Source organism: Variovorax sp. S12S4, assembly GCF_023195515.1.
Taxonomy (GTDB): Bacteria; Pseudomonadota; Gammaproteobacteria; order Burkholderiales; family Burkholderiaceae_C; genus Variovorax.
In genome coordinates this window covers 5,261,040-5,272,411 of sequence record NZ_JALPKR020000002.1, presented here as the reverse complement: position 1 = coordinate 5,272,411, position 11,372 = coordinate 5,261,040, and the positions used below count along the sequence as shown (strand labels likewise).

Sequence of the window (11,372 nt, the reverse complement as noted above, 5' to 3'; positions counted from 1 at the left end):
CGACAAACCTACAACAGAAGGAGACAGCGATGGCAGCGATGCGATGGAACTGGAAGGGATTGGCCGCGGCTGCGGCAATGGCGTTTGGTGCCTGTAGCAACGGCAACCGCGGCGGTGCCGCTGCCCTCATTGGGCGCGAACCCGGCGGAAGTGAGCGTGTCCGGCCTTTCGGCGGGCGGCTTCATGGCGGTGCAACTGCACGTGGCCTATTCGGCCACCTTCAAGCGCGGTGCCGGCGTGGTGGCCGGCGGGCCGTACTACTGCGCCGAGGGCTCGGTGCTCAACGCCACCGGGCGCTGCATGACGCACAGCACCAGCATTCCGGTGTCGTCGCTCGTCAGCACCACCAACAGCTGGGCCACCAGCGGCGCGATCGACCCGGTGTCGAACATGACGGCGTCGAAGGTGTACCTTTTCTCCGGCACGTCGGACAACACCGTGAAGCCGGCGGTCATGGACGACCTGAAGACCTACTACCAGAGCTTTGTGCCCGCCGCCAACACGGTCTACAAGAACAACATCGGCGCCGGTCACGCCATGGTGACCGACGACTACGGCGGCGCCTGCAGCACTACTGCCGCGCCCTACATCAACAACTGCGGCTTCGATCTTGCCGGCGACATCCTGCAGCATCTCTACGGCCCGCTGAACCCGCGCAACAACGGCACGCTGGGCGGCACGTTCACCGAGTTCAACCAGTCCGAATTCATCACCGGCCACGGCGTGGCCGCGACGGGGTGGATCTACGTGCCGCAGGCCTGCACCACAGCTTCGTGCCGCGTGCACATGGTGCTGCACGGCTGCAAGCAGAACTACACCGACGTGGGCGACCAGTACGTGCGCAAGACCGGCTACAACCGCTGGGCCGACACGAACAACATCGTGCTGATCTATCCGCAGACCAGCACCGCGGCCACCAACAGCTGCTGGGACTGGTGGGGCTACGACAACGCGAACTACGCAAAGAAGTCGGGCCCGCAGATGGCGGCGCTCAAGGCGATGGTCGATCGCGTGACCGGCTCTGGCGGCGGCTCGTCTCTGCCGGCGCCCACCGGCGTGGGCACCTCGGGCGCGACCAGCAGCAGCATGGTGATCGGCTGGGCCGGCGTTTCGGGCGCGAGCGGCTACAACGTGTACCGCGGCGGCAGCAAGGTCAACGCCGCACCCGTGACGGGCACCAGCTACACGGACACCGGGCTGGCGGCATCCACCACCTACAGCTGGACCGTGGCGGCGCTGGACGCCAACAACGCACAGGGTGCGATGTCGGGCGCGGCCACGGGCACCACGCTGGCCGGCAGCGGCGGTGGCGGCACCTGCTACACCGCCAGCAACTATGCGCATACCGTGGCCGGGCGCGCCTATGCGCTGTGGGGCCTCACGTATGCCTATGGCTCGGCGCAAGCCATGGGGCTGTGGAACATCTACGTGACCACGACGCTGAAGCAGACCGGCCCTAACTACTACGTGATCGGCACTTGTTGAGACCGACCGGTCCCCGACTTTTATTTGCAATAGACCAACGATGCTTGAGACCCGAGACCTGACCATCCGCTTCGGCGGGCACGTGGCCGTCAATAACGTGAGCTGCGCCTTCTCGCCGGGCACGTTGACGGCCATCGTCGGCCCCAACGGCGCGGGCAAGACCACCTACTTCAACCTGATTTCGGGCCAGCTCAAGGCGAGCGCGGGCACGGTGTCGCTCGATGGGCAACTGCTCTCGGGGCTGTCGCCTTCGGCACGCACGCACGCGGGGTTGGGGCGGGCCTTTCAGCTCACCAACCTGTTCCCCAATCTCACGGTGCTGGAGAACGTGCGCCTTGCGGTGCAGGCCACGCGCGAAGGCGCGCACCGGCGCGGGCTCAACCTGTGGAGCATCTGGAGCGACCACAAGGCGCTGACTGAACGCGCGGACCAGATCCTGGCCGACGTGGCGCTGAAATCTCGCGAGCACGCCACCGTGGCGAGCCTGCCGCATGGCGACCAGCGCAAGCTGGAGGTGGCGCTCTTGATGGCGCTCGAGCCCAAGGTCTTCATGTTCGACGAGCCAACCGCCGGGATGAACGCGGCCGAGGCGCCGGTCATTCTCGACCTGATCCGCAAGCTGAAGCAGGACAAGAGCAAGACCATTCTTTTGGTCGAGCACAAGATGGACGTGGTGCGCGAGCTCGCGGACCGCATCATCGTGCTGCACAACGGCACGCTGGTGGCCGATGGAGAACCGGCCGAGGTGATTGCCTCGCCGGTGGTGCAAGAGGCCTACCTGGGCATTGCGAAGGAGGCGGTTGCATGAAGGCGTCGATGAATTTCTCCCTCCCCGGCTGGGGAGGGCGGGGGTGGGGGCTCGCGGCCTTCGAACCGACGCGGCCTTTCAAGCGCCGCATGCCCCCATCCCAACCTTCCCCGGAAGGGGAAGGAGCAAGACCGATGACAACTCAGAACCTGTTGACCCTCGAAGGCGTGCAAACGCACATCGGGGCTTATCACATCCTCCACGGTGTCGACCTGAAAGTGCCCAAAGGCCAGCTCACCATGCTGCTGGGCCGCAACGGCGCGGGCAAGACGACGACGCTGCGAACCATCATGGGCCTGTGGCATGCGTCGGAGGGCAGGGTGCGCTTCGGTGACAAGGACATCACGGCCATGCACACGCCGCAGATCGCGGAGCTTGGCATTGCCTATGTGCCCGAGAACATGGGCATCTTCTCCGACCTCACGGTGAAGGAGAACATGCTGCTCGCCGCGCGCGGTGCGAAGAACGCCGAGCAGATGGACGACACGCGCCTGAAGTGGATCTTCAAGCTCTTTCCGGCGGTCGAGAAGTTCTGGAACCATCCGGCCGGCAAGCTCTCGGGCGGGCAGAAGCAGATGCTGGCCGTGTCGCGCGCCATCGTGGAACCGCGCGAACTGCTCATCGTCGACGAGCCCAGCAAGGGCCTCGCGCCGGCCATCATCAACAACATGATCGACGCGTTCGGCGAGCTCAAGCGCAGCGGCGTGACGATTCTGCTGGTGGAGCAGAACATCAACTTCGCCCAGCGGCTGGGCGACACGGTCGCGGTGATGGACAACGGCCGCGTGGTGCACAGCGGCGGCATGGCGGAGTTCTCCGCGGATGCGCAACTGCAGCAATCGCTGCTTGGACTGGCTCTATGAAGTACTCAACGTTTTTCTCCCTCCCCTTCCGGGGAGGGTTGGAGTGGGGGCTCGCGGCCTTCGATACAGCGCGGCCTTGCAAGTGCCGTCTGCCCCCATCCCAACCTTCCCCCAGAGGGGGAAGGAGCAAGAGGAGGCGCGATCATGAAAGCACTCGACTTCGACTGGAAGCCGCTGCTTCTCGCGCCCATCCTCGCGCTGGCAGCGCTGCCGCTCACCGGCTCCTTCTCTACCTGGCTCACGCTCACCGTGGCGGGCCTGGCCATGGGCATGATCATCTTCATCATCGCCTCGGGCCTCACGCTGGTGTTCGGCCTGATGGACGTGCTCAACTTCGGCCACGGCGTGTTCATTGCGCTCGGCGCCTTCGTGGCGAGCAGCGTGCTCGGCCTGATGGGCGACTGGACCGGTTCGCAAGAGCTGTGGCGCAACCTCGTCGCGGTGTTCCCCGCGATGCTGGTCGCCATGGCGGTGGCCGGCGCGGTGGGGCTGGCGTTCGAGCGCTTCATCGTCCGGCCCGTGTACGGCCAGCATCTGAAGCAGATCCTCATCACCATGGGCGGCATGATCATCGGCGAGGAGCTGATCAAGGTGATCTGGGGCCCCGCGCAGGTGCCGCTGCCGCTGCCCGAAGCCCTGCGCGGCTCGCTGCTGATCGGCGATGCGGCCATCAGCAAGTACCGGCTGCTCGCGGTGGCGGTGGGCGTGGTGGTGTTCGGCCTGCTCGCATGGACGCTCGGCCGCACCAAGATCGGCCTGTTGATTCGTGCCGGCGTGCAAGACCGCGAGATGGTCGAGTCGCTCGGCTATCGCATTGGCCGGCTGTTCGTCGGCGTGTTTGTGGTGGGCAGCGCGCTGGCCGGCCTGGGCGGCGTGATGTGGGGGCTGTTCCAGCAGAACCTGGTGCCGCAGATGGGCGCGCAGGTCAACGTGCTGATCTTCATCGTGATCATCATCGGCGGGCTGGGCTCGACGGGCGGGGCGCTCATCGGCGCGCTGCTGGTGGGCCTCATGACCAACTACATCGGCTTTCTGCTGCCCACGCTCACGCAGTTTGCGAGCATCTTGCTGATGGTGGCGGTGCTGCTGTGGCGGCCGCAGGGTGTGTACCCCGTGGCTAATCGTTGAGAAAGAAGACGCCATGTTCCTGAAACGACTTCTCTCCAACGACATGCCCCGGAGCCGCCTGCTGGCGCTGCTGCTGGTGGCACTGTTCATCGCACTGGCTTTTGCGCCGTTCATCTTTCCGGGTGTGAAGGCGCTCAGCGTCGCGGCCAAGATCCTGGTGTTTGTGGTGCTGGTGGCCAGCTTCGACTTGCTGCTGGGCTACACCGGCATCGTGAGCTTTGCGCACACCATGTTCTTCGGCATCGGCGCCTACGGCATCGCCATTTCGGCGTCGCGGCTCGGGCCCAGCTGGGGTGCGGTGCTGCTCGGGCTTGGGGCCGCACTCGCGATCTCGCTGGTGCTCTCGTTCGCCATCGGGTTGTTCTCGCTCCGGGTGCGCGCCATTTTCTTCGCGATGATCACGCTGGCGGTGGCATCGGCCTTCCAGACGCTGGCTTCGCAGCTCTCGGACTTCACAGGCGGCGAAGACGGGCTGACGTTCAAGCTGCCCGAGCTGATTTCGCCTAGCTTCGAATTCTCCGAAGAGCCGTTTCTCGGCGTTTCGCTCGATGGCCGGCTGCTGTGCTACTACCTGCTGTTCGTGGCCGCGGTGGTGCTGCTGCTGGCGTTGCTGCGCATCGTGAATTCGCCGTTCGGCCGCGTGCTACAGGCCATCCGCGAGAACGAGTTTCGTGCCGAGGCCATCGGCTACCGCGTGGTGGTTTACCGCACCACGGCGGCCGTGCTGTCGGCGCTTTTCGCGACTCTTGCCGGAGCGATGCTCGCCATCTGGCTGCGCTACAACGGGCCAGACACGTCGCTGAGCTTCGAGATCATGATCGACGTGCTGCTGATCGTGGTGATCGGCGGCATGGGCACCATGTATGGCGCGGCCATCGGGGCGGTGCTGTTCGTGCTGGCGCAAAGCTACCTGCAAGACCTGCTGCGCGTGGGCAGCGAAGCCGCGAGCGGGCTGCCCTGGCTTGCCGCTCTGCTGTCGCCCGACCGTTGGCTGCTGTGGCTGGGCGTGCTATTCGTGCTCTCGGTGTATTACTTTCCGACCGGCATCGTCGGCAAGCTCAGGGCGAGGGCTGCGCGATGAGCAACGATCTTTCGGTTCCGGTCATCTCCCGCTATGCGCAGCTCGCGGGCCGCGAGATTCATTGGCTCGATTGGGGCGCGCCCGATGCGCCGGTGATCATTGCGTGGCACGGCCTGGCACGCACCTGCCGCGACATGGACGAGCTGGCCCGGCACTTTGCCGCGCGCGGCTTCCGCGTGATCTGCCCCGACACCATCGGCCGGGGCCTGAGCCAATGGAGCCCGCTGCCGGACGAGGAATACCAGCTCTCGTTCTACGCGCGCCTTGCCGGCGCGCTGTGCGACGAGCTGCGCCTGGGCCGGGTGCACTGGGTCGGCACCTCCATGGGCGGCGCCATCGGCACGGTGTGCGCTTCAGGCCTGTTCGAGCCGCGGATGAGGGGGCGCATTGCGAGCCTGGTGCTCAACGACAACGCGCCTCAGCTTGCACAGGCGGCCATCGAGCGCATCCGTGCCTATGCCGGCGAGCCGCCCGCATTCGACACGGTGGCCGAGCTCGAGCTTTTCTTTCGCACTGTCTACAAGCCGTTCGGCTGGCTCAGCGATGCGCAGTGGCGCCGCCTTGCCGAGAGCTCTACTCGCCGCCTGCCCGACGGCCGCGTGACGCCGCACTACGACCCGGCCATGGTCCGGCAGTTCAGCGCGCATGACAACGACTACCTGATCTGGCCGCACTACGACGTCATCGACGTACCGGTGCTGTGCCTTCGCGGCGCCGAGTCGGACCTGGTGCTGCCCGAGGTCACGCAACAGATGCAGCAAAGAGGGCCGGGCATTTCGGGCCGGCTGCAAGTGGTCGAAATCCAGGGGTGCGGCCACGCACCCGCGCTCAACGTGCCGGAACAACTGGAGCTCATCGAAGGGTTTATTCGGGCCGCCGGCCGCTAGTGGCGAGTCGGCGAGACAATCGCCGCCGATTCCAACCACAAGGACTAACGCCATGGCGCTTTCGATGTACGACCTCTCCGTGCCGGTCTTCTCCCGCGGGCTCGGCCAGCTCACCCATCTGCTCGAAAAGAGCCTGGCGCATGCCAAGGCCAACGACATCGATCCCGCAACGCTGGTGGATGCCAGGCTCGCGCCGGACATGCTCACGCTGGCCGGCCAGATCCAGCGCGCGAGCGATGCCTCGAAGCTCGGCGTGGCCCGCATCGCCGGCATCACGGCACCGAGCTTTCCCGATGAGGAAAAGACTTACGACGAGCTGCTGGCGCGCATCGTGAAGACGCAGGACTTTCTCGCAAGCGTAGACCGCGCGCTGATCGACGGCCACGAAGAACGCCCCGTGACCATCAAGGCCCGCGAAGGCGAAGCGCATTTCACCGCTCAGCGCTACCTGCTCCAGTTCGCACTGCCCAACTTCTTCTTCCACGTGACCACGGCCTATGGCGTGCTGCGCCACACGGGCATGCCGATCGGCAAGATGGACTACCTGGGCAAGTTCTAGGCGCGGGCCTTCCTGAGTTTCGGCGTTCTCAGATGCCGGCGGGCCGCTGCGTCGGCCAGCCCGCCAGGTTGCGTTCGGCAATACCCGCCAGCGCGGTGATCCACGCGGGGCTGTCGTTCAGGCACGGGATGTAGCTGAAGGCCTCGCCGCCTGCATGCATGAAGGCTTCGCGGCCCTCCATGGCAATTTCTTCCAGCGTTTCGAGGCAGTCGGCCGGAAAGCCCGGACACACCACGTCGACGCGCTTCACGCCGCTCGCGCCGAGCTCGCGCAACGTCGGCTCGGTGTAGGGCTCGAGCCATTTGGCGCGCCCGAAGCGCGACTGGAAGGTCACGCGATGCTGGGCCGCGGAGAGGCCGAGCCGTGCCCCAAGCAGGCGCGCGGTTTCGAGGCACTGCGCCTGGTAGGGGTCGCCGAGTTCGATGTTGCGCGCCGGAATGCCATGGAAGCTCATCAGCAAGACTTCGCCGCGGCCTTCTTTCTTCCAGTGCTGCTCGATACTTAGTGCAAGCGCCTCGATGTAGGCCGGGTCGTCGTGGTACTGGTTGACGAAGCGGAACTCCGGAATGCGCCGCTGGCGGCGGCTCCAGTCGTTCACCGCATCGATCACGCTGGCCGTGGTGGTGGCCGAATACTGCGGATAGGCCTGCAGCACCAAGACACGCGTGACGCCTTCGGCCTGCAGCGCATCGAGTCGCGAGGCGATAGACGGGCTGGCGTACCGCATGGCGTCGCGCACCGTCACACGGTGGCCGCGTTCACCGAGCCAGCCGGCAAGCAACGTGGCCTGCCTTTGCGTCCACACCTTGAGCGGCGAGCCCTCCGGCATCCAGATGCTCGCGTACTTGGCGGCCGACTTGGCGGGCCGCACGCGAAGGATGATGCCGTGCAGGATCAACGCCCACACCAGCCTGGGAATCTCGACCACGCGCGGGTCGCCGAGAAACTCCGCAAGGTAGGGCCGAACGGCGGCCGCGGTGGGCGCGTCGGGTGAGCCCAGGTTGCACCAGAGCACGGCCGTGCGTCCGGCGATGGAACTGTCGTTCGTGTTGTCTTGAGGCATGCGATATTCTCGGGCATGACCTCCGCTTCCACGGCGCTTGCGAACGCCGCGCCCCTCGACATCAAGCGCATCGCCGCGATCTCGCTCGACCTGGACGACACCCTGTGGCCGATCTGGCCGACCATCGAGCGCGCCGAGACGGTGCTGCAGGAGTGGCTGCTGCGCGAGGCACCCAAGACCGCATCGCTGCTGCTGACGCCGGGCATCTTGCGCGAACTGCGCGAAGCCACCGCCAAGGAGCGTTCAGACCTGGCGCACGACCTGAGCGCGCTGCGCCGCGAATCGATTCGCACGGCGCTGAAGCGCTCGGGCGAAGACCCGGCGTTGGCCGACCCCGCCTTCGACGCCTTCTTTGCCGAACGACAGCGCGTGACGCTGTATGAAGACGCGCTGCCCGCCCTCAAGTGGCTGAGCGAACGCTACCCGCTGGTGGCGGTGTCGAACGGCAACGCCGACATTCACCTGACCGGCGTGGGCCGCTGGTTTCGCACGGCCTTCAATGCACGCGCATTTGGCAGCGGCAAGCCGCATGCACCGATCTTCCGCGCCGCGGCCGCTTCGGTCGGCCTGCTGCCGAAAGACGTGCTGCATGTGGGCGACGACGCAGAGCTGGACGTGGTGGGCGCGCTCAACGCCGGCATGCAGGCGGCCTGGCTGGTGCGCGACGAGCGTCCCTGGGTGCACGGCGCGCGGCCGCAGCTGATCGTGCCGAACCTGCACGCGCTGTGCGTGGCGCTTGGCGCCTGAACACCGTGAACGTCGGCCTTACGAAAACACAGGCCGGAAGAAGCTGCGCTCGTAGCTCACGATGCAGCGGGTGTCTTCGGCGTACCTGAAGGCGGCCTGGCATTCGGGGTCTTGCATCGAGTCTGCGCGGTATTGCTCGTAGGCGGCCAGGCTCGGAAAGCTGAACATCGCCAGCGCCACATTGTTGATGCCTTCCGAAGGCAGGAAGTAGCCATGGTGCTGCCCGCCGAACTTCTCGACCAACGGAATCCACAGCTTGCCGTAGTGCTCGAATTCCTTGAGCTTGTAGGGATCGACGATGTAGCGGAGATAGCAGGTGACCATGGTTCTTTCCGTGAACGAGTGGGGATCGGCAATCGGCTTTATTCAGTCCAGCTTGAACTGTTCGCGCAGCGCCGTGCAGAAATCGGCGGTGCCGCTGAGCGAGAAGGTCACGGTGTCGAGCTCCGGCGCTTCGCTCGTCTGCTGCAGGTCGAAGTCCCAGGCGGCTCCGTCTTCCAGGGCGCCTTGCGCATTGGGGAAGGTGGCGTTGGCCCAGGCCAGCACCTGCGCAACTTCTGCAAGCACCTCGCGCGTATTGGCGGGCACCGTCGTCGCCATGGCATCGAAGGTGCCGTGGCCTTCGGTGTCTTCGCTGTAGTCGAAATCGAGATAACGCAGGTGGTTCATGGTGTGTTCAGGGCGTTGGCGGCGGCGAGCCCGCTGAGTACCGCGCCTTCGAGCGTGGCGGGGTAGGGCCCTTCGGTGTAGTCGCCGCAGGCCCGCAGGCCGGGGGCGATTTTCGCAGGCGGCCGTACGAGCGCCGGCGTGCAGGCAAAGGTGGCGCGCTTCTCGACCACGGTCTGCACGAGCTGCAACGAGGTTTGTCCCAACTGCGCGGCCGCCTGCGCCATCACCTGATGCTCCAGCGCTTCACGCGGAGTTTCATTCGCGCTCACGACCATGGCAAGCACGCCCTCCGGCCCGCCGAGTTGCGTGCGATCGAACACGAACTGCGCCGGTGCCGTGGCGGGATGGCTGCGCAGCGCAAGCATCGGCTCTGCAAGGGGTGTGGCGCCGCGCACATAAACGGTGGCAATGGCTTCGAAGCGCAAGGCCTCGGTGGTTTCGCACCAGCGCTCTGCCGGCAGGCCGGATGCGCGCACGAGCCGGGCCGCGTCCCACGGTGCGCAGGCGAGCACGACCTGGTCGAAGCCCTCATCGTCCACGCGCCATTGCTCGCCTTGACGCGAGATGGCGCGCACGCGCGTGCCGATGCGCAGCGCGGCGCCGTGTTGTGCGAGCCACGTCAAGGCCGCGTCAGGAAAAAGCGCACCCAGGTCCACACGCGGAATCAGCAGGTCGGCGCCGCCGCTGCCGCTGAAAAGTGCGTCGCGCAGCACGCGCAAGAACACTTCTCCGCTCGATTGATCGACCGGCGTGTTGAGGGCGGATACGCAAAGCGGCTCGATCAGCTCCTGCATCACGCGCGGCGTAAGGCCGGTGCAGAGCGCGCCAACGGAAGTGCCGGGCGCGCAGCGGAATCCGCCGAGGCGCCACTGCACGGCGGTGCGCAGCAAGGTGGATCTGTCGCGCCACGACCAGCCGCGCGCGCTGAAGATGCCAGCCAGCAGATCGAGCGGCGCTGGCAGCCGCGGCAGCTTCAATCCGCCGCCGTCGGCAAAGCGCAGCGAAAGCGGCATGCGCAGCAGCGCAGCGCTTGCATCGACGCCCACATCGCGCATGAGCTTCAGCGTTGCGGTGTAGGCGCCGATGAGGATGTGCTGCCCGTTGTCGAGCGCCACCCCATGCATGTTGTCGACCCGCCGCGCGCGGCCGCCCGCCATGTGCGCGGCTTCGTAGAGCGTGACGGCATGGCCGAGGCGCGTGGCTTCGACGGCGCAGGCGAGGCCGGCCCAGCCGGCGCCGATGACGGCGATCGTCTTCATTGAAAGTCGCGCGGGAGCAGGACGCGGTCGCCGTAGGGAGACAGATCGTCGTGCGGTTTGGTGCAATTGACGAAGCAGCCGTGTGTAAGCAGTTCGATGCGCTCGGACCTTGTCAGTTCATCCTCGAGTGGCTGCAAGGCGCGGTGGTTCAAATCGTACTTTCCATCCGCATTGAAGAGCAGCTTGTCTCCCACGATGTAGTCGCGCCTGAGCTGCGTTCTCCATTGGGAATTGGAGCCCCAACCGTTCGCGAGGTCCGCCGTAGGGCGGAACTTGCGTCTATGCGCCCAATACAGGGTCGAAGAGGTTGCGATCTCGGGTTGCAACATGCCGGGGATGCACGATACGGCGACTCCTGCGCGCGAGAACATCATGGATCCAAGCATCAGCGCCGGCCAATCCACCCGGGCAAGATCGATGCAGTCCTTGCGAGGCAGCGTTCCGTCGGCGTCGACGACTTCGACGATTTCATGAAAGAAGGGCGAATAGGCGGCCTCTTCGACTACCTGGCACCCCATGCCGGTCATGAACGCCAGATAGTCCGATAGCGTGAGCGCCGGACCTTCCCAGCTGTCATGTGTTCCTTTCTGAAAAGCCAACAACAAGACCTGGTTGATTCTGGAGAGTGCATAGAGGCGCCAGGAGTCCTCTATAGCAATGGGGGCCGGCGAGGCCTGTTGTGCGAAAGCGGTCAGCCATTCGCGCTCTTCGTCTATCCAAGGGCGAAGCAACTCCCGGAACAGGTCGGCTTCCGGGTCGAATTCGTGGATCGCCCTGAACAGGTCGACGTGCGAATGTTGGGAGGCGGGCATGAGCGCGGTTG

Annotated in this window: 12 protein-coding genes and 1 pseudogene; 8 read left to right on the top strand and 5 right to left on the bottom strand. The window is 65.8% G+C overall.

Going from position 1 to position 11,372, the window contains the following annotated elements:
• The first annotated feature begins 29 nt into the window (after positions 1–29).
• The 7 genes and pseudogenes from M0765_RS25845 to M0765_RS25815 all read left to right on the top strand — a co-directional run bounded on the left by M0765_RS25845 (position 30) and on the right by M0765_RS25815 (position 6,811).
• Positions 30–1,485, top strand: a pseudogene (locus M0765_RS25845) (extracellular catalytic domain type 2 short-chain-length polyhydroxyalkanoate depolymerase).
• Positions 1,486–1,525: 40 nt separating this feature from the next.
• Positions 1,526–2,293, top strand: a complete 768-nt coding sequence (locus tag M0765_RS25840; protein ID WP_258506908.1) for an ABC transporter ATP-binding protein — start codon at positions 1,526–1,528, stop codon at positions 2,291–2,293.
• A gap of 134 nt (positions 2,294–2,427) precedes the next feature.
• Complete coding sequence (locus M0765_RS25835; protein WP_258506906.1) at positions 2,428–3,156, top strand: ABC transporter ATP-binding protein; 729 nt, start codon at positions 2,428–2,430, stop codon at positions 3,154–3,156.
• Between the two features lie 144 nt (positions 3,157–3,300).
• Positions 3,301–4,284 carry a branched-chain amino acid ABC transporter permease gene (locus tag M0765_RS25830; protein WP_258506899.1) on the top strand — a complete coding sequence of 328 codons (984 nt, stop codon included), beginning with the start codon at positions 3,301–3,303 and terminating at the stop codon, positions 4,282–4,284.
• A 13-nt stretch (positions 4,285–4,297) separates the two neighbouring features.
• A complete protein-coding gene (locus tag M0765_RS25825; protein ID WP_258506898.1) occupies positions 4,298–5,365 on the top strand; it encodes a branched-chain amino acid ABC transporter permease in 1,068 nt (355 codons plus the stop codon).
• Positions 5,362–6,252 (top strand): alpha/beta fold hydrolase, encoded by an 891-nt coding sequence (locus M0765_RS25820; protein WP_258506896.1) that lies wholly within the window; start codon positions 5,362–5,364, stop codon positions 6,250–6,252. The genes M0765_RS25825 and M0765_RS25820 overlap by 4 nt, the downstream gene beginning before the upstream one ends.
• A gap of 52 nt (positions 6,253–6,304) precedes the next feature.
• Positions 6,305–6,811 carry a DUF1993 domain-containing protein gene (locus M0765_RS25815; protein ID WP_258506893.1) on the top strand — a complete coding sequence of 169 codons (507 nt, stop codon included), beginning with the start codon at positions 6,305–6,307 and terminating at the stop codon, positions 6,809–6,811.
• Positions 6,812–6,839: 28 nt separating this feature from the next.
• Here M0765_RS25815 and hemH read toward each other — a convergent pair whose 3' ends face one another.
• Positions 6,840–7,874: a ferrochelatase gene (hemH, locus tag M0765_RS25810; RefSeq protein WP_258506892.1), complete on the bottom strand. Its 1,035-nt coding sequence runs from the start codon at positions 7,872–7,874 to the stop codon at positions 6,840–6,842.
• A 15-nt stretch (positions 7,875–7,889) separates the two neighbouring features.
• Between hemH and M0765_RS25805 the strand changes: the two genes are divergently transcribed.
• Positions 7,890–8,621, top strand: a complete 732-nt coding sequence (locus M0765_RS25805; protein WP_258506880.1) for an HAD family hydrolase — start codon at positions 7,890–7,892, stop codon at positions 8,619–8,621.
• Between the two features lie 18 nt (positions 8,622–8,639).
• On the opposite strand, the gene M0765_RS25800 is transcribed toward M0765_RS25805, so the two are convergent.
• From M0765_RS25800 to M0765_RS25785, 4 genes are read right to left on the bottom strand one after another with little or no spacing between them, the layout of a single operon-like run.
• On the bottom strand, positions 8,640–8,945 hold the full coding sequence (locus M0765_RS25800) for an NIPSNAP family protein (protein WP_258506878.1): 306 nt from the start codon (positions 8,943–8,945) through the stop codon (positions 8,640–8,642).
• Positions 8,946–8,987: 42 nt separating this feature from the next.
• Positions 8,988–9,290 carry a hypothetical protein gene (locus M0765_RS25795; RefSeq protein WP_258506876.1) on the bottom strand — a complete coding sequence of 101 codons (303 nt, stop codon included), beginning with the start codon at positions 9,288–9,290 and terminating at the stop codon, positions 8,988–8,990.
• Positions 9,287–10,549 carry a hydroxysqualene dehydroxylase HpnE gene (gene hpnE / locus M0765_RS25790; RefSeq protein WP_258506873.1) on the bottom strand — a complete coding sequence of 421 codons (1,263 nt, stop codon included), beginning with the start codon at positions 10,547–10,549 and terminating at the stop codon, positions 9,287–9,289. The genes M0765_RS25795 and hpnE overlap by 4 nt, the downstream gene beginning before the upstream one ends.
• On the bottom strand, positions 10,546–11,361 hold the full coding sequence (locus M0765_RS25785; RefSeq protein ID WP_258506870.1) for a hypothetical protein: 816 nt from the start codon (positions 11,359–11,361) through the stop codon (positions 10,546–10,548). The genes hpnE and M0765_RS25785 overlap by 4 nt, the downstream gene beginning before the upstream one ends.
• Positions 11,362–11,372: the final 11 nt, after the last annotated feature.